The 16,845-nt window shown below is 61.9% G+C and carries 16 protein-coding genes; 3 read left to right on the top strand and 13 right to left on the bottom strand.

The window, feature by feature from the left end; translation table 11 throughout:
• Positions 1–283: 283 nt before the first annotated feature.
• Positions 284–1,150, bottom strand: coding sequence for a LysR family transcriptional regulator (locus NDJ82_RS19025; protein WP_250926081.1), 867 nt, complete (start codon positions 1,148–1,150; stop codon positions 284–286).
• A 116-nt stretch (positions 1,151–1,266) separates the two neighbouring features.
• Here NDJ82_RS19025 and NDJ82_RS19020 point away from each other — a divergent pair, with 116 nt between their 5' ends.
• Positions 1,267–2,298: an SDR family oxidoreductase gene (locus NDJ82_RS19020; RefSeq protein WP_250926080.1), complete on the top strand. Its 1,032-nt coding sequence runs from the start codon at positions 1,267–1,269 to the stop codon at positions 2,296–2,298.
• Positions 2,299–2,344: 46 nt separating this feature from the next.
• Here the strand turns inward: NDJ82_RS19020 and NDJ82_RS19015 are convergent, their stop codons facing one another.
• The 7 genes from NDJ82_RS19015 to NDJ82_RS18985 all read right to left on the bottom strand — a co-directional run bounded on the left by NDJ82_RS19015 (position 2,345) and on the right by NDJ82_RS18985 (position 7,757).
• Entirely contained in the window at positions 2,345–2,950 is a 606-nt protein-coding gene (locus NDJ82_RS19015; protein WP_250926079.1) for a hypothetical protein, read from the bottom strand.
• Entirely contained in the window at positions 2,947–3,519 is a 573-nt protein-coding gene (locus NDJ82_RS19010) for an RNA polymerase sigma factor (RefSeq protein WP_250926078.1), read from the bottom strand. The genes NDJ82_RS19015 and NDJ82_RS19010 overlap by 4 nt, the downstream gene beginning before the upstream one ends.
• Positions 3,520–3,650: 131 nt before the next feature.
• Positions 3,651–5,273, bottom strand: coding sequence for a vWA domain-containing protein (locus tag NDJ82_RS19005; protein WP_250926077.1), 1,623 nt, complete (start codon positions 5,271–5,273; stop codon positions 3,651–3,653).
• A 144-nt stretch (positions 5,274–5,417) separates the two neighbouring features.
• On the bottom strand, positions 5,418–6,068 hold the full coding sequence (locus NDJ82_RS19000; RefSeq protein ID WP_250926076.1) for a DUF799 domain-containing protein: 651 nt from the start codon (positions 6,066–6,068) through the stop codon (positions 5,418–5,420).
• Complete coding sequence (locus NDJ82_RS18995; protein ID WP_032884856.1) at positions 6,065–6,427, bottom strand: DUF4810 domain-containing protein; 363 nt, start codon at positions 6,425–6,427, stop codon at positions 6,065–6,067. The genes NDJ82_RS19000 and NDJ82_RS18995 overlap by 4 nt, the downstream gene beginning before the upstream one ends.
• A 29-nt stretch (positions 6,428–6,456) precedes the next feature.
• Positions 6,457–7,176, bottom strand: a complete 720-nt coding sequence (locus NDJ82_RS18990; RefSeq protein WP_244653407.1) for a CsgG/HfaB family protein — start codon at positions 7,174–7,176, stop codon at positions 6,457–6,459.
• The gene (locus tag NDJ82_RS18985) at positions 7,176–7,757 is read right to left on the bottom strand and encodes a hypothetical protein (RefSeq protein ID WP_099584343.1); all 582 of its coding nucleotides are present in this window, start codon (positions 7,755–7,757) and stop codon (positions 7,176–7,178) included. The genes NDJ82_RS18990 and NDJ82_RS18985 overlap by 1 nt, the downstream gene beginning before the upstream one ends.
• A gap of 173 nt (positions 7,758–7,930) precedes the next feature.
• Between NDJ82_RS18985 and NDJ82_RS18980 the strand changes: the two genes are divergently transcribed.
• Both NDJ82_RS18980 and NDJ82_RS18975 read left to right on the top strand, forming a co-directional pair.
• Entirely contained in the window at positions 7,931–8,542 is a 612-nt protein-coding gene (locus NDJ82_RS18980) for a hypothetical protein (protein WP_191947083.1), read from the top strand.
• Positions 8,543–8,558: 16 nt separating this feature from the next.
• Positions 8,559–9,146 (top strand): hypothetical protein, encoded by a 588-nt coding sequence (locus NDJ82_RS18975; RefSeq protein ID WP_158876530.1) that lies wholly within the window; start codon positions 8,559–8,561, stop codon positions 9,144–9,146.
• 90 nt (positions 9,147–9,236) lie between these two features.
• Here NDJ82_RS18975 and NDJ82_RS18970 read toward each other — a convergent pair whose 3' ends face one another.
• The 5 genes from NDJ82_RS18970 to pgaA all read right to left on the bottom strand — a co-directional run bounded on the left by NDJ82_RS18970 (position 9,237) and on the right by pgaA (position 16,588).
• A complete protein-coding gene (locus NDJ82_RS18970; protein WP_250926075.1) occupies positions 9,237–9,857 on the bottom strand; it encodes a hypothetical protein in 621 nt (206 codons plus the stop codon).
• 412 nt (positions 9,858–10,269) lie between these two features.
• Positions 10,270–10,752, bottom strand: coding sequence for a poly-beta-1,6-N-acetyl-D-glucosamine biosynthesis protein PgaD (gene pgaD / locus NDJ82_RS18965; protein WP_099584339.1), 483 nt, complete (start codon positions 10,750–10,752; stop codon positions 10,270–10,272).
• Positions 10,753–10,754: 2 nt separating this feature from the next.
• Positions 10,755–12,095, bottom strand: a complete 1,341-nt coding sequence (gene pgaC / locus NDJ82_RS18960; protein ID WP_099584338.1) for a poly-beta-1,6-N-acetyl-D-glucosamine synthase — start codon at positions 12,093–12,095, stop codon at positions 10,755–10,757.
• 2 nt (positions 12,096–12,097) lie between these two features.
• Complete coding sequence (gene pgaB / locus NDJ82_RS18955; protein WP_250926074.1) at positions 12,098–14,095, bottom strand: poly-beta-1,6-N-acetyl-D-glucosamine N-deacetylase PgaB; 1,998 nt, start codon at positions 14,093–14,095, stop codon at positions 12,098–12,100.
• 12 nt (positions 14,096–14,107) lie between these two features.
• The gene (pgaA, locus tag NDJ82_RS18950; protein WP_250926073.1) at positions 14,108–16,588 is read right to left on the bottom strand and encodes a poly-beta-1,6 N-acetyl-D-glucosamine export porin PgaA; all 2,481 of its coding nucleotides are present in this window, start codon (positions 16,586–16,588) and stop codon (positions 14,108–14,110) included.
• Positions 16,589–16,845 lie beyond the last annotated feature (257 nt).

Below are 16,845 nucleotides of genomic sequence, written 5' to 3'. Positions count from 1 at the left end.
CAAAAATCCTTGACCCACTAGCAAAAATTATCAGGCTTTACCGGCATTAAATATTGTTTCAAGGGAGTAGACGTTTACTAGTAACACTTTCCGTGTATCCCCTCATGTATCCCTAAACTTTATAGCTGACTTATTTTTCATATAAATCAACTGCTTGTAAAGCATGTTCAAATGACGCCGGGGCACCATATAGCAGTCTCGGGCTGTCTCAGACAGTCTACGAAACACCCCAAGAAGCCCGCCCTGTGCGGGCTTTCTTGTTTCTGGCTTTAGCAATTTATATCTATGCTGCCAGGGCCTCGCGCAGCACCTGCTCCAGCAGGATGAAAAACCCGTGGATATGCGCCTGTTTCAACGCCTGGGGCCGGGTGACCAGGTAGACGTCCAGCGACGGCAGTTCAATCTCCGGGAAAATTTCGCTCAGGCCCTCCGCCAGGAGACGCGGCAGCACCGCGATGCCCATGCCGCGCCTCACCGATTCAAGCTGCACGTTGAACGAACTCACGCGGATCGCGGCATGGTCCAGCCCCGCCGCCTTCGCCGCGCGCATGGGCGGCAACAGGTCAAGCGGCGGCAGCAAGGCGATACTGGCCGCCGTGGCCGGGGTGTGCGCTGGGCACCGCTGCAGGTAAGCAGCCTGCGCGAACACGCCGTAGTCGAGTGTGCCCAGCGCTCGATAGATCAACGAAGGTTCGCCCAGATGCGCGGTGCGCACGGCGATGTCGGCCACGCCGCGCACGATCTTGTGAAAGTCGGTGGTGACCAGTAATTCCACGGCACAGCCAGGGTGCAGGGCGGTAAAACGATTGGCCGCTTCCAGGATCGAGGCCGAAAACCCTTCGCCGGCACTGACCCGTACCGTGCCGCTCAGCACGGCCCGCGCCCCGTCCCCCTCCATCATCGACTGGCGGCGCAGGCCGGCCTCGGCCGCCAGCGCGACGTCCACCAACGATTGCCCGCGCGAGGTCAGCCAGCATCCCTCGACGCCGCGCTCCACCAGCGGCTCCCCGAGGGCGGCTTCCAATTGGGTCAAGCGCCGGGAAACGGTGGACGCCGCTACCCCCAGCAACTGACCCGCTTGCAGAAAACTGCCACGCCGCGACACGGCCAACAGCAGACGAAGATCATCCCAATTTGCTTGCGACGCCATATCCGTGCTCATCCCTGGTCTGCAAATATGCAAAGCCATTATGCCGCAGTCGCCGTTTTTCACGCGTGGTCTCAGCGGTATATCTAGCGGCCTTCTAAACACTTGGTATGGCCTGAATGAACTCAAATCCCCATCGTCTGCACAGTACGTTCGTGACCGGCGCCACCGGTTTGCTGGGCAACAACCTGGTCCGCGAGTTGGTTGCACGCGGCTACTCGGTCAAGGCCCTGGTGCGCTCGCAAACCAAGGCTGAACAGCAGTTCAGTGACCTGCCGGGCGTGGAATGGGTGGTGGGCGACATGGCCGATGTCGGCGCCTTTGCGTCGGCGCTGCAAGGCTGCGACACGGTGTTTCACTGCGCGGCGTTCTTTCGCGATAACTACAAGGGCGGCAGCCACTGGGACGCGCTCGAAAGGATCAACGTGACCGGCACACGAACATTGCTCCAGCATGCCTACGACGCAGGGGTCAGACGGTTTGTGCACACCTCTTCGATTGCCGTGCTCGACGGCGCACCCGGTACGCCCATCGATGAGACGTGCCTGCGCGCCGAAGCCGATGCGGATGACTACTACCGCAGCAAAATCCTCGCTGAGCGTGAAGTGATGAGGTTTCTGCAAACCCATCCCCGGATGGGCGCGTGCATGGTACTGCCTGGCTGGATGTGGGGGCCGGGCGACCGTGGGCCGACGTCCTCGGGGCAATTGGTCAGGGACGTGATCAATGGCAAGCTGCCGGGGCTGATCCCCGGCACCTTTTCGCTGGTCGACGCTCGCGATGTGGCCTTGGCACACATTGCTGCCGCCCAGTACGGGCGACGCGGCGAACGTTATCTCGCGGCCGGCCGCAACTTGACCATGCGCCAGTTAGTTCCGCTGCTGGGACGGATTGCCGATGTGAAAACCCCGTCCCGACAACTGCCACTGCCCGTGCTCTACCTGTTGGCCGCCGTGCAAGAGACCTACGCCTACCTCACCGGTAAACCCATTTTGCTGAGCATGGCGACCTTGCGGCTGTTGATACGCGAGGAGCGCCGCACCTCGTTCAACCACCGCAAGAGTGAAAAGGAGCTTGGCCTGAGCTTTCGCGCGCTGGAGCAGACCGTCACCGATACGGTGGCTTGGCACCAGCAGTACGGCGGGGTGTAAAAAAGCCCCAGGCCAACAGGCCTGGGGCTTTTTTGTGGGCACCGGCTCAACGTTTTTGCAGCGCCTCCAGGCGTGCCGGCAAATCCTCCTCGGGAAAACGCTCATGCAACACCAGCAACTGTTCGTCCGCCGCTTTGGTTTGCCCCGCTTTACGCAACCGGATAATTTCCCGCAGCCCCTCCTCCAACGAAGGCTGGGCAACCGGTGCGCGCTTGCTCATTTTTGCCATGGACTGATCCGCCATCGCGCCGGCAATTTCAGCCTGTACCGGCGCACTTTCGGCCTTGGGCGCGGCGGCGATACGGGCCATTGGTGCTGGGGCGGATAACGCCTGAGGTGCCGACTGTGCAGCTTCTTCGTGCACGGCGGAGAACGTCGCGGTGGAGATTTCGGTTTGCGGCACCGGCTCGCGCATGACCACGCCGATCATCAACGCCAGGCCTGCCACGGTGGCGAATGCCATTTGCCAGCGTGGGCGTTGGCACGCTTGCAGCCAGCGTTGCCACAGGTTCGGTTGCGGCGCCGGGGCTTCGCGGCGGGCGGTGTTGAGGATGAAGGCGTCGAGGGACGCGGGCGGCTCGACCGTGCTGTGTTGACGAAAATGCTGGAGCAGCTCGTCGTCATTGTCCGGAGTGTGTCGGGAATCAGTCATACAGATACCTCTTCGGCCAGCAGACGACGCAGTTTCTGCAAGGCGTAGCGCAAGCGGCTTTTTACGGTTTCCAGCGGGGCGTTGGTGAGCGTGGCGATTTGTGGCACGTCGAGATCGCCGTGCACGCGCAGCAGGAAGACTTCGCGCTGGTCTTCGGGCAAGGCTTGCAGGGCGGTGTCGAGGCGCGCCTGGTCGCGGCTCAGGCTCAACTGTTGCTCGGGGCCGGCGCTGTCGTCGGCCTGGGCGTGCAGTTGCTCGTCGTAGCTGTCGTGCAGCGGGTTATGGATGCCGTGCTTGCGCCAGTGGTCGATCAGGCGGTTGCGGGCAATCTGGAACAACCACGTACGAAAACTCGCCCGGCCTTGTGGCTGGGTGCTGCTGCGAATCAGACTGAGCCAGGTCTCCTGGTAGATCTCCTCGGCCAGTTCGGCCTTGTTGCAGAGGGATACGAGGAAACGGTAAAGGCCCTGGCGATGGCGCGCGTACAAGACTTCGAACGCGGCGGCGTCGCCGGTGCGGTAGCGGGCCAGCAGGGATTCGTCGCTGGGTGGATCATCGGGAACAGCCATGTAAGGGGCGAACTCCTTTTGTAAAGTTAGCGCTGCTCAAAGGTGGGAGGGAGCTTGCTCCCGATGGCGGTTTATCAGTAACCGATGTATTGACTGCTCTAGTGTCATCGGGGGCAAGCCCCCTCCCACATTCAGGGTTTCAGGCTTTGGGCAAGTTCGACCAATTGCACGAATTCATTGCGCAGGCCGAACGGGTCATCGCCCCGCGCCGAGCGGGCCAGGGCGGCGGTGTCCTTCAAGCTCATGTTGCCAGTGTAGCGGCCATCGCCCTTGAGCTGTTGGGCGAAGGCGGCTACCGCCGCCGCGAAGCGCAGGTCGTCACTGGCCTTGGTGGTGTCTTGGCTGATGGGCCGCTCGATCAAGCGGCTATCACCGCCTGCAGCAGGCTTGTAGCGCACGCGCAGCATCGCCAGTTCATCGGACTTAGCTTCGACCGCAGGCGCGCTGGCGTAGCGCAACGGCTCCAACCAGCCCTTCTCGCCCTTCGGTACGATTTCGTACAGCGCGGTCACGGTATGCCCTGCGCCAATTTCGCCGGCGTCGACCTTGTCGTTGTTGAAATCCTCACGCTTCAAGGCGCGGTTTTCATAGCCCAGCAAGCGATATTCGCTGACCTGGGCCGGGTTGAATTCCACCTGCAGTTTCACATCCTGCGCCACCACGGCCAGGGTGGAACTGAGTTGGTCCACCAGCACTTTGCGGGCTTCGCGCAGGGTGTCGATGTAGGCGTAGTTGCCGTCGCCCGCATCGGCCAGTTGTTCCATCAGGTGTTCGTTGTAGTTATCCACACCGAAGCCGAGTGTGGTCAGCGCGACGCCGCTTTTACGCTGCTCGGCAGCCATCTGCTTGAGGCTGTCGAAGTCGCTGATGCCCACATTGAAGTCACCGTCGGTGGCCAGCAGGATGCGGTTGATGCCCTTGTCGATAAAGCCTTCACGGGCCATCTGATAGGCCAGTTCGATGCCGGATGCGCCTGCCGTGGAACCGCCAGCAGTGAGTTGATCAATGGCATTGCGGATCTTGGCCTTGTCGCGCCCCGAGGTGGGCTTGAGCACCACGCGGGATTCACCGGCATACACCACCAGCGAAACCCGGTCCTGATCACGCAACTGATCCACCAGCAATTTCAGCGTGCCTTGCACCAACGGCAAGCCTTCGCGGCGGTCCATGGAACCGGACACGTCCACCAGGAACACCAGGTTGGCCGGCGCCAGCTCCGCCACGGCACGGTCGGACGCCTTGATGCCGATGCGTAGCAGTTGGGTGTGCGGGTTCCACGGTGTGGCAGCGAGTTCAGTGGTTACGCCAAACGGTGAGCCGTCGCTGGGCAGTGCGTAGCTGTAGGGAAAGTAGTTGACCATTTCCTCCAATCGCACCGCGCCTTCGGGCGGCAGGCTGCCTTGGTTGAGGAAACGTCGTACGTTGGCGTAGCTGCCGGTGTCGACATCGACGCTGAAGGTGGAGACCGGTGTTTCGGCCACACGGTGCACCGGGTTGTCCGGCAGGTTGGCGTATTGCTCACGGGGTTCGCTGCGGTAGTCCATCGCCACCGACTCCTGCATCCGCATCGGGGCGGGCATAGCCATGCGTTTGACCAGTGCGCCTTGCATCGGCGCGCTTTGCAGCTCGGCGACGGGGGCAGCCGGTTCGGCCAAATCGGGGGAAGAGGACGACTCACACCCAGCCAGCGCCACCAGCACGGTAACGGCAAAACCTTGGGCGGCAGGACGCAGGAAGAGCAGAGGATGGGACATGGGCTGAGCCTCGTGAGTGAATGATCCGTTCACAAGGTCAGACGCGGGGGGTGGGGTGTTCGGGTTAAATCGGATTCAGATAACACTGCAGACCAATTGTGGGAGGGGGCAAGCCCCTCCCACAATTGAACCGAGGTTATTGACTCAGTCCGTGCCGTACTTGGGATTGCGCGGGCCGTACAGGATCCCGGCGCGTTGGCCCGGTGACAGCAACCGCGCACTGGTGATACCGGCAATCGGGTGCGCTGCATCGGTGGAGCTGTTGATCACCTGCTTGACCGCCGCCGTAATCAACATGCCCACCAGGCCGCCGCCATTGTTGTTGCCTTCCTCGCTGGACGCGCGTGCAGTGCCGGTCCACAGGGTGGTGCCGGTGCGCAGGTCGACCAGTTTGGCTGAGGCGGTCACGGCGGTGTCGCTGGCGATCAGCATGTACTTGGTGCCGTACTCGCTGACGGTGATGTACAGCGCCGCGTCCGCGCCAAAGATGTCATGCAGCTTGGTCGGCGCCAGGCCCTGGATATCGTTGGCGGTGGTCAGGCCGTTCTGGCGGAAGGTTTCGTCCACCAGAGCAATCGGCAACACGTAGTAACCGGCTTCGGCCAGCGGGTAGGTCACTTGCGAGACCAGGCTGTACGAGGCCTGCACTTCCGGGGATTCGTTGATCGGTGGCAGCACCAGGATCGACTTCGGCCGCGCCTGTTTATACGCCGTGTAATCCACGGTCTTGGGCATCGCACAACCGCCGAGCAACGCCAGGGCCAGCAAGGCGCCAGTGAGTTTTAACAGGCTCATTTGGTGGCCACTCCGGTCTTGGCGTTTTTCAGCAGAAAGTCCATGTAGGCGGCGGACTCAGGAAACAGTGCTTTCTCGGTGCGGAACTCCTGCACCATCTGATCATCCTTGCCCATGCTCAGGTAGAGCATGCCCAGGTGCGCGTGGTAACCCGGCGGCGCCTTGCGGCCACTGGCGTTGATCTTTTGCAGATCGCGTTCCAGTGCCTCGACCTGCGCTTCCTTGGGCTCGCCCTTGAAGTACTCATAAACCTGCGGCTGGTAGCTTTCCCATTGATACAGGGGTTGGGGCGCCGTGTGGCACCCGGCGACTGCCGCGATTGCTGTCAGCATCAGCGCCAACTTCACTGCCTTGCTCATCCGTGTACTGCTCCTTGAGGTGTTGCTGATCAGTTGCGTGGGTTCCAGGCACCGGCGTTGATGCCGTCGACCAGGCGGTTGATCGCTTCGCGCATGGCCAGGTCCAGGACCTTGCCATTGAGGGTGGAGTCGTAGCTGGCGGTGCCGCCGAAGCCGACCACTTCACGGTTGGACAGCGCGTATTCACCGGCGCCCTGGGTGGAATACACCACTTCGGAGGTGCTGATGTTGACGATATTCAGCGCAACTTTGGCGTAGGCCACTTGGGTTTTGCCACGGCCGAGGATGCCGAACAGCTGGCGGTCGCCGGTTTCTTTGCGGCCGAACTCGGTCACGTCGCCGGTCACTACGTAGTCAGCGCCCTTGAGCTTCTGCGCGGTGCCTTTGATCGCGGCTTCCTGGGAGATTTCGCCCATGTTGTCGCGGTCCAGCACGCTGAAGCGGTTGGTTTGCTGCAGGTGGGTGATGAGGATGGTCTTGGCCTGGCCACCGAGACGGTCGACGCCGTCGGAGAAGATGCCGCGCATGTAGCTGGAGCGGTTGTCGAACTTACCCACGGCAATCGGCACGCGCACGCCAGAATAGGCAACGTGGGCGCTGGCAACCTGCTCCACCGGCATGGCGCGATTGCTTTCGGTGGCGCAACCGGCCACGGTCAGCAGCGCTGCGGCGGTGAGGCCTGACAGCAGGATTTTGGAGAGTGCTTTCACGTAGTGCTCCTGGGGTGATAAATCGGTAGTAGACAGCATTAACGAGAGGGAATGGCGCGCAGGTCATCGACGATGTCGCGACTCAAAACGCCGGTATAAAAACGCTCGACGCTGGAGTTACCGGAGTTGGTGATGATACCGCCCATGGTCCTCCACTTTTGTGCTTCACCCATCACACCGGCGGGCACAAGGTTGTTACGCGTCTTGGCAAAATGCAGCACCTCGCCAGCCCCCTTCTTGACCTTGACCTGATAGCTGAAATCGACAGCGGCCAGAATGGTGTTGTCATCCACGATCAACGTCGAGAGGCCACCTTTGGAGTCCGGGATATGGCGCGTATAGACGATGCTCACGTCCAACAGGTAATCGGCCTTTTCCTTGCTGGTCGCATAACGCTTGGCGCTGAGCAGGCGGTCGACCAGATCGACGCCCAGTTGCTGGCGCACCTTGTCATCCGGCAAAAAACGCTCGTTCTTGCCCACCACTTCAACATCAAAGGTATCGAGCCAGTAAGTGGCCGTCTTGGGAATAGTCACCGGCGCCGGAGAAATATAGTACTCCGGCTTGGAGGCGCAGCCCGCCATCAGGCAGGCAACGAGGAATACGGCAAACGCGCGCATGTCTGAATTCGTCCCTGAAAAGTATCGTGCTTTAAACAATCGCGGCATTTTACGGGGTTGAGAGGGCTTCTCAAGTGCTTTCGGTCGCCTGCGTGCGCCGCTGCACATTTCTCAAGTTGTGTACCATGCGGTCGAGACACTGTGTTGGGTCTGTTTATTAATAGGGATATTGCGTGTTTAAAGTCTTCCTCCGGGCTTCGGCCCTGCTCGCCGCGCTGTCGATGACCGGCTGCGTTTCCTACACCGTCACCGGCCCTATCGCCGCCCCGCTCCACCCCGTAGCGGTCAGCAGCCCGCGCAGCGCGCAAATTGCTGATGTGGCGGTGAGCGCCGCCGACGTCAACGAGGCCAACAAGGCTGCCATCAGCAGCTCCCTGACGGCCCAGATCACCCAGTACGTGCGCACGGCGGGTTACTTCAAGCAAGTTACTGAGTACCCGGTACGCCTGGGCGAGCAGGACGTGACACTCAAATTCAACATGACCGCCCTCAAAGGCCATCGCGCACCGCACCCGGCGTACGTCCCCGGCGCGCTGCTGACGCTGACCATCTGGATCTGGGTCAACGGCCCGATCTACGTGGACAGCTTCGAGGTGGCCGGCGACCTGGTGATTGTCGACCGCACTGGTAAAGAGCTAGCCAAGGCCAAGGACTCGATCAAGTTCGAGCACAACGTCGGGCTGTACAGCGGCCAATATTGGGCGCCTTCAATGGGCGGCCAACAGCTGACCAAACTGGTCGGGCAATTGCTCGACACCGCCACTGCCAACCTGGCCAAACCGTAATTAAAGGAAGCGAAACATGAAAGGATTGATCAAACACAGCCTGGTACTCGCAGCGGTCTTGCTGACCGGTTGCGTGTCCTACTCGCAGCACGAACTGCCAGCCGTACAGACCTGGCCACCGACCGCCAACGCACCGGCGCAAAAGCCCACGGCGTATGTGCACACCACCGCGCAGAACCACGTCAACGGCGGCCCGGGCAACGCAGCCGTCGGCGCCCCGGTGGTGATGTGGGAAAAGGCCGTGGCCGATTCGTATCGTGACTCCCAGCGCTTTTCGCGGGTGAGCACCGACAAGGTCGACTCGGACATCTACGTGGATGCCACGCTGCACAACAATGAGGAATACAGCCCGGTGTCGGCGTTTATCACCGGTTTCACGTTCTTCGTTATCCCGACCACGGCGAAAAACATCTTCACCCTGGAGACAGTGTTCAAGGACAAGGATGGCAAGGAACTGGGCCGCGTCAAAAAGAGCGAATCGGTGCGCACCTGGATGCATCTGGTGCTGATCGTGGGCATCCCGTTCCAAAGCGACACACGGGAAGTGGTCGAGGCGTTGACGCGCAGTACGCTGGATGAGGCGGTGCAGCGCAAGTTGCTGTAACCCCGCCCCTGTAGGAGCGAGCTTGCTCGCGAAAAACCAGAGAACACCGCAGGCATTCAGCATGCCTGCGGTATCGCTACCGGCCTCCGCTCACTTGATCAGGTCAGGTCGAGTGGTCTTGAGCATCGCTGCGCTCACCGCGCCCTGAACCGAGCAGGTGATCATGCCATTGCTGGTCTTGGCCAGGTCACCGGGTGCGGGCTCGACCATCAAGATGCGTTCGGCCGTATCGGTGACCAGCTTGCCCGCGTTGTCATCGCCGCCTTCCGGCACCCAGGCTGATTGCTTGTGCGACCAGATCTGCGCACGCGCGTAGATACCGTTGGCTTTCTCCAACGCCGTACCCGGTACTTTACTCAGCTGTGCGTAAAGCGCGTCGGGCGCCTGTTCGGTGTAGAAACCCCAGTTGATGATGCGCGAGCCCATCAGGTCCTGGTCTTCGGCGAAAAAGCCGGTCAAGGTCATACCGTCAAGCGTCAGTGGCGTGTCGAACATCCAGCGCTGGCCCATATCGGACTTTGTGCCGCCGCTGAGCGTGATCTTGCCGTTCGCCAGCTTATGGGCGACACGTTCCGTGAGCCCTGGCTGGCTTACTACCGCCAAAGAGTTCTGGTCGCAGGCGAGAAAACTTTGCAGGGCCGGCGCCGCAGCGAAGCTGCTGGTGCAGGTCGCCAGTGCCGTGAGTGAGATAAACAGACGATACAGTTTCATTGACAGCTTCCTTGGGTCTAAATAATTGCGGGCCGGAAAGGTCAGGCGCATAGCGGGGGATTTGCGTCCATAAGGTGCCACTCCGGCTTATTGTGGAAAAGGGACTTGAAGCATTTGAGGAGAAGAGCCGTGACCGCCAACCGCGCGCTTTAGAACGAAAAGCGCGCAAGCTGGGGATGCAACTGGTCAAGGCAGATTGATTTTTTAAGAGCAAAAACAATGGGTTATATTTTTTTTGATAAGAGCTTGCTCCCGTTGGACTGCGCAGCAGTCCCATTCTTTGTGAACAAGGAACGGACCACCTATATCGCAGCCCAGCGGGAGCAAGCTCCCTCGCCACAGGTACGGCGTTCGTCCTTAACTGACTGGCATTAGGGCAAGCCCCCTCCCACATTGGATTGGGTTTACAGCCTTAGCTGGCGTCTTTGCTTTGGGTTGCGCCAGGCACGAGGGTCAACCCCGGCTTTTCCACGTCACGGGAGACATGGGCTTTGACTTCCGACACGCCACCCTCTTCGTCGTTGTGGATCACCAACACGCCTGGCCGGCGCAGTTGCTCCAGGTCGCCCTCCGCCAGGCTGAAGCTTTCGCTCAGGCGCTTGTCGCTGAGGGCCTTGGCCTCGGCGCGGCGCTGGGCGAATTTGCGCCCCTTGCGTTGCTGGTAGCGCGCCCAGGAGACCAGGATCACGGCGTTGAACAACGCAATCCACAGGTAGATCTGCAAGGTGTTGAGCGCGGCGAAGATCGGCGCCTCGATGCGCGGGCCGCCGTGGGTGTCGAGCATCGAGGTGATCCCACGCGCCAGCAGCCAGACCAGTCCGGCCCAGGCCATCAGGGTCAGGATCACGTCGATGATCCACATCACGGTACTTTGGCGAGTTCTGACCAGTTTCATGATCACGCCTCCTCTTCAACAGGTTTGATACCGCGATCGGGGCTGACCCAACGCGCGCGTTTCTGGTGCTGGTTGAACAGCACTTTGGGGAAACTGACCAACGTGGTGAACAGGCTGACCAGCCAGAACACCATCGGGTACCACACGGTCCAGAACAGGGTTTTCCACAGGTCTTTCTCGTAGCGGCGGTCGATCAGGATGCTGACTGCAAATTGCAGCAGGCACACCATCGCCAACACCAGGCCGGTAAACGCCGGCGGCATCAGTGAGTCCACGGCGATGGCCTGGGGCAACGGGATGAACTTACCCACGCCCCAAAAGATCACCGACAGCATGAAGGTGAAGGCCCAGCCGGTGGACAGGCAGTATTCGAACAACAGCGGCCACAGGTAGCGGTGACGCCATTGCCAGATGCCACGAATGTTTTTGAACAACACTTCGGCACCACCCTGGGCCCAGCGCAGGCGTTGTTTCCACAGGCCGCCGACGGTTTCGGGCATCAGGATCCAGCACAGTGCGCGCGGCTCGTAGAAGATGCTCCAGTGGTCCAGTTGCAGCTTCCAGCTGACGTCGATGTCTTCGGTGATCATGTCGGTGGACCAGTAGTCGATGCGGTCCAGCGCCTTTTTACGGAACGCCACCACCACACCCGACACGGTGAAGATCCGCCCGAACACGCGCTGGGTGCGCTTGATCAAGCCGATGATCGAGGAGAACTCGCCCACCTGCACGCGGCCGATCAAGGTCGAGCGTGTGCGGATGCGCGGGTTGCCGGTCACGGCGCCCAGGCGCGGGTTGTCGAGCATCGGCGCGACCATGTAGGCCGCTGCGTTTTTATCAAGCAGCGCATCGCCGTCGATGCACACCAGGTACTCACTGCGCGCCGCCACGGCGCCCATGCGCAAGGCCACGGCCTTGCCCTGGTTCTGCGCCAGGTGCAGCACCCGCAGGCGCGGATGTTCCAGCGCCAGGGCATCGAGCACGGCGGCGGTGTTGTCTTTGGAACCGTCGTTGACTGCGATCACTTCGATGTTCGTGTACAGCTGACCGAGCGCCGCATGGATGGTGTCGGCGGCGTTATCCCCCTCGTTGTAGCAAGGGATGATGATCGATATCAGCGGGTTGCCGGCCAGGGTCGGCGCCGGGGTGTCTTCTTCCCAAGGCCAGTGGCGCTCCCAATGCAGCCAGAAGTACAAGCCGCCGGCAATCCACAACGCCGACATGAACAGCGGGTAGAAGAACACGAAGTCCATCAGGAACTGCCCGGTGACCAGGAAGATCAGGCCCAGGGGCACGCCCAAGACCAGTGCCAGCACGAATAAAGCCAGGATTCTGTCGAACATGGTCAAGGGTTCCATTGGTTGGAAAGGGCCGGACGCACAGTCTTCAGGTCCGGGGAATTTTCCAGGAAGTTGTCCGGGTAGTAGCCAAAACTCGTGACACCCTGGCGCTTGAGTACACCCATCCATTCGGCCATTTGCGCGGCGGACAGGTCAGGGGCACCCGGGGTACGCCAGTCTTTGGCTTGCAGCTCGAATACGGTTCGCTGCATCGCACCGGGGCGGGCCTTGACCGTCGCCACCAGCTTTTCCAGCCAGGCGTTGGAGTTTTTCAGCGTCTCGCCTTCCATCAGCGGCATGGCCATGGGCGCGGTCCAGTCGTAGGTCTGCAGGAAGTCATCAAGGTTCTGCGCGAACCAGGCTTCGCTTTCGGGGTTGAGCATCGGCTGCGCGAAGATGTTGCGCGCGGTCAGCACCTGCGGCCCGGCAATGGCGCGGACCTTGGCGGTCAGCTCATTGGTGAAGTCGATCAGGTAGCGGCTCTTGAAGCGCGTCCAGCGCTGCATCGCCGCAGGGTCGGCGCGCAGGGCCTCGATGCTGCCCGGCAGGCCGTTGGCGGCATAGGCCTTGAGTGCGGCGGGGCTGGCATCTTCGAAGTCCGAGAACACCGCGTCGTCGTGGTACAGCACCCCGTCGATGGCACTGTTGCGCGCCAGGTCTTCATAGAGCTCGCCAATGATTTTGCGCACTTGCGGGTCGAACGGCGACAGGCGCTTGTATTGATCCGGATCGATGCCCACCTTGCCGGTTTCCGGGTCCCAGCGCGTCAAACGCGGCAGCTTGGGATCAAGGGCAAAACTCAGCACTGGCATCCAGGCATACACGCTGGCATGGGCACGGGTGTGGAGTTGCCAGGCGACGCGGTTGAACAAGTCGGCGCGCATCGGCAGGTGGCGGTTGGGGAAGTACAGCGAGTGCACCAGGCCGTCACCCTTGGGGTCGGCGAAGGCTTGCAGGAATACGGTACCGGCGCCCATGTCCACCACACGTTGCACCAACTGGTCGAGGTTGCGCGCTTGTTGGGCGGCATCCGGGTCGTAGACGTTATCCAGGTCCACATGCAGCACCCGCAGCGGTGCCGGAGTTTGCACCGCGACAATGCTGTTGGCGAAATGCTCGCCATCCGGGTCGGAAGCCACCAGGAAGCGCGGGCTGTTCATCAGGTTATCGGAGCTGTCGAGGCCGTCTTCCAGGGTCAGGGCCATCTGGTAGCCCTGCTCGCCGACGATGGCCAGCGAGGTGCCTTTGGCCGCGCCGTATGGCCATACCCAGACCCGTGGCTTCTTGCCGGTCACGGTTTGGATTTTGTTGGAGATCGCCACCACATCCGCACGCAACCGCGCATCGAACTGCGCCTGGCTTTCATAACGCCCGGTAGCCGGGTCAAAACGCAACGAGGTCGCCGCCGGCTCCAGGTTGCCCTGGGGGTTGGCGAGGATGCCTTTGTGATTGGCGTCGGTGTGTGCGGCGATTTCCACCAGGCCGGACTGGGACACTTCGCGAATCTGCTGCCAGGTCAGGAACTCGCCACGCGGGCGGGGCGAGCCGGCAAAGTCCACCGGCTGGTTGAGCGGTGTGTCGATCCAACTGCCCACCGGCGCCAGCAGGGCCGGCCAGTGGTAGGCGCGCAAAATCGGCAGCACGCGGGTGTAGAAGCTCGAATAGCCATCGTCGAAGCTGAGCATGATGGCTTTGGGCGGCAATGCCGGGCCGCCACGGCGGGCGGCCAGGATCTGGTCAACGCTGACCGCCTGGTAGCCGTTCTCGCGCAGCCAGGCCAATTGTTCGATCAAACGCTCGGTGCGCACCGCCACCACGGCCTGGTCGGGATCGCGATCCGACACGTCGTGGTAGGCAATGCCCAGGAAATGGTTTTTCGGCCACGCCTGTTCGTTGAGCGGGGTCGGCCGCTCGGCGGGTGGAGTGAAAGGTGCGGGTTGCTGGGCGCAGGCACTGGCCAGCAATACACCCAGAACCAACAAGCAACGGCTGAGGAAGGTCATGGTCAGGCTCTTTTAGAAACGGTAAGTGAGGTCGACGAGCAGGCGCAGATCGCGTTCGCGATCACCGTCGTAAGGTCGGCTGATCAGGCTCAGGTTGGCGCCAACGTCCAGTACATCGTTCCAGCGATAGCGTTGGCCGTAGCCGATCAACGCCATGCCGCCGGTGGAGTAATCACGCTGGCTATACGTACCCGCACCGACCTGGAACTGCTGACTCCACTGGGTCTCGTAGCGGTGATAAAGCACATGGTTGATGGTGAGGACGGGCAGCACGGTGAAATCCGACTTCGGATTGAAGTACACCGTGTCTTCCTTGCTGTTGCGGCTGGCGCCGACTTCCAGGCCCAGGTCGACTTGCACCCTCGGCGAGCTGTAGAGGCCCTCGCGGCCGCTGAGCAAGGCTTCGAAGCGGTCGTTGCCGTCGCTGAAATGGGACGGGCTGAGGGTCAGTTTCCACTCGCGGCTTTCGTTGGCGCGCCAGCGGACAAACCCGCTGCCGCCGTTGGCCGTGATGCCGTCATTCAGCGCGCGCAACGGCGTGGTGCTCAGCAGGTAGCCAAGGCTGCCGCCGTATTGCCAGTGGTCGTTGATGTCGCGGGCAATCGAAATCGCGGCGCCTTGTTTGGAGCCATCGCCGTAGGAATGGTTGGAGACCTCGGCTTCGATGGTCATGTCGCGGGTGCGCCGCTCTACACCGACCACCTGCCAGCGATGCTGGCCGGTACCCTCTTCGAAATCTGCACGGGCGTAGCCGGCACCCGCGAACAGGCGCCAGTCTTCGTCGATGGGCGGCGTGTAGAGACGGCTTTCGATGCCCCAGTCACGACTCCCCGAAACCGCCCCTGCCTCGCTGTCGTTACCGCCGCCGAAGCTTTTACCGGTGTAGGCCTCGACGCGCAGCTCAGCCATGTCATGCACATCGCGCAGGCGGCTGAGGCGCTGCACTTGGCGGTTGTCCGGGTTGCGCGCAACCACGTCGTCGGTGAGCACGTCGAGCTGGCGCCACTCCTGCAGGTCCATCGCGGTGTACGCCTGGCTCACTTCCAGGCCGATGTCGCGCGGGGCCTGGGCTTCGGTTTCCTTGAGAATGCCTTCGGCGCGCCGGGGCAGATCGCGGGCGCGGTACATGTCGGCCTGGGCCAGGCGCAGGCCGACGTTACCCGGAGCCTTGGCGACCAGCGCTTCCAAACCGGCTTCGCTGCCCGGCAGGTCGCCGCCGTACACGCCGGCCTGGGCCGACAGTTGCTGGGCGTCCATCCACGCGTCGTTGGGGTTGCCGACGGGGAGACCCTTGAGTTCGACACGGGGTTTCTGGCTGTTGGCGAGCCCCTTGGCAACCTCGTTGGCGTCCTCGCCTTTGTCGCTTTCCTGCAAGGCGTAGAACAACGCGGTGGTGTCTTCGACCCGGTCATCGGGCTCGGCGTCGGTGGCGCTCAGCGCCTGGCGATACAGCGGCTCGGCTTTTTCCGGCTGGCGTTGGTCGAGGTAGGACGCGGCCACCCAGCGCACGGCGTAGGTCGGCAATTGCACGCCTTCGCCTTTAAGAATTTCGTACTCACGGATCACTTCGGCGGTACGCGCCCGCGCCTTGAGCGCGCCGAGGCGGTCGATGCGCCAGCGCACCACGTCGTCATGGGCGGCGGCGTCCGGGGTCCAGCGGGCGAGCAGTTTGTCGTAATCCGCCAGGGCGCGGTCGGCAATCACGTAGCGGTCTTTTTCGCTGCGCGTGGCGAACTCGGCCATGCGCACGCGCTCGGCGGCGAGGTCGCCTTCCAGGCGCCGTTGAGTGACCGGGTCCAGCAGGCCGGGACGTTGGGCCGACAGGCGCAACGCGGCTTCCGGCAGGCGGGCCTTTTGCAGGGCAACGATGTATTCGCGGGCGACGTCGGGTTTGTCGCCGGCGCGGATAAACGCCTGGTCGAATTCAAACAACGCGTCGTAGTTCAAGCCGGCGCGGGTCAGCGCGTACCCCAGGGCCATGCGCCGGTTGGGGTCATCGGGCTTGGCGGCCACCAGCGCACGGGTGCGTTGCACGGCTTCGGTGGTCTTGCCGCCGTCGGCCTGGGTCAGGGCGAGGCCCAGTTGCAGGTCGATGTTATTTGGCTCACGCAGCAGCGCCTGGCGATAGACCGCCTCAGCCTGGGCCCACTGCTTTTGATTGCGATAGGTGCGCGCCACGGTGGCGAGCGCCTGGGTGCTGAGGTTGCGATGTTTACCCTCGGCCTCGTACACCTTAAGTACTTCAGCATCCTGGCCGGCCCAACCGGCGATCACCACATGATCGCTGACCTGGCCTGGCGTCTGGCGCTCGGCCGACAGCTGACGCAATTGGGTAAGGGCGGGTGTGAAGTTGCCGTTGCGCGCCTGGATGATCAGCGCGTCATAGGCCGGATCGGCCATGGCGAAAGCGGGCATCAATAGCTGGCTGCATAAAGCTGCCCCGACGAGCAGTCGCAACCGGCCTGATGCACTGAGTGGTAGGTTTCGCAACATATCGTGAGCTTCCTTACACACGGAAAGCTGTAACGATAGGTGGTCCTGCGCGATTCGCTGCAGGGTGCCGGCGTCTAATGACCCGGCCTAGCTTTCCTGTGTGAACTATCTCTTAGGAAAGTTGGCAGAAGTCCAATTCAGAACAATTGTTCAGAATTGCGGGCAAATCTGAAATGTGAATGCGGGAGCAGACTTGCCTGCAACAGAAGGGCTCGGTACGCATGAACGCCAGCCGTTTGACCTCTGTTGCGGGCAGG

Source organism: Pseudomonas sp. SR18 (assembly GCF_023701505.1).
Taxonomy (GTDB): Bacteria; Pseudomonadota; Gammaproteobacteria; order Pseudomonadales; family Pseudomonadaceae; genus Aquipseudomonas; species Aquipseudomonas cyclaminis.
Note: the sequence above shows the minus strand (reverse complement) of the source record. Positions and strands in the feature narration are given on the sequence as shown.

Coding starts and splice junctions, on each gene's coding strand:
- NDJ82_RS19025 (WP_250926081.1), bottom strand. CDS start 1,150: ATGGCGTCGCAAGCAAATTGGGATGATCTTCGTCTGCTGTTGGCCGTG.
- NDJ82_RS19020 (WP_250926080.1), top strand. CDS start 1,267: ATGAACTCAAATCCCCATCGTCTGCACAGTACGTTCGTGACCGGCGCC.
- NDJ82_RS19015 (WP_250926079.1), bottom strand. CDS start 2,950: ATGACTGATTCCCGACACACTCCGGACAATGACGACGAGCTGCTCCAG.
- NDJ82_RS19010 (WP_250926078.1), bottom strand. CDS start 3,519: ATGGCTGTTCCCGATGATCCACCCAGCGACGAATCCCTGCTGGCCCGC.
- NDJ82_RS19005 (WP_250926077.1), bottom strand. CDS start 5,273: ATGTCCCATCCTCTGCTCTTCCTGCGTCCTGCCGCCCAAGGTTTTGCC.
- NDJ82_RS19000 (WP_250926076.1), bottom strand. CDS start 6,068: ATGAGCCTGTTAAAACTCACTGGCGCCTTGCTGGCCCTGGCGTTGCTC.
- NDJ82_RS18995 (WP_032884856.1), bottom strand. CDS start 6,427: ATGAGCAAGGCAGTGAAGTTGGCGCTGATGCTGACAGCAATCGCGGCA.
- NDJ82_RS18990 (WP_244653407.1), bottom strand. CDS start 7,176: ATGCTGTCTACTACCGATTTATCACCCCAGGAGCACTACGTGAAAGCA.
- NDJ82_RS18985 (WP_099584343.1), bottom strand. CDS start 7,757: ATGCGCGCGTTTGCCGTATTCCTCGTTGCCTGCCTGATGGCGGGCTGC.
- NDJ82_RS18975 (WP_158876530.1), top strand. CDS start 8,559: ATGAAAGGATTGATCAAACACAGCCTGGTACTCGCAGCGGTCTTGCTG.
- NDJ82_RS18970 (WP_250926075.1), bottom strand. CDS start 9,857: ATGAAACTGTATCGTCTGTTTATCTCACTCACGGCACTGGCGACCTGC.
- pgaD (WP_099584339.1), bottom strand. CDS start 10,752: ATGAAACTGGTCAGAACTCGCCAAAGTACCGTGATGTGGATCATCGAC.
- pgaC (WP_099584338.1), bottom strand. CDS start 12,095: ATGTTCGACAGAATCCTGGCTTTATTCGTGCTGGCACTGGTCTTGGGC.
- pgaB (WP_250926074.1), bottom strand. CDS start 14,095: ATGACCTTCCTCAGCCGTTGCTTGTTGGTTCTGGGTGTATTGCTGGCC.
- pgaA (WP_250926073.1), bottom strand. CDS start 16,588: ATGTTGCGAAACCTACCACTCAGTGCATCAGGCCGGTTGCGACTGCTC.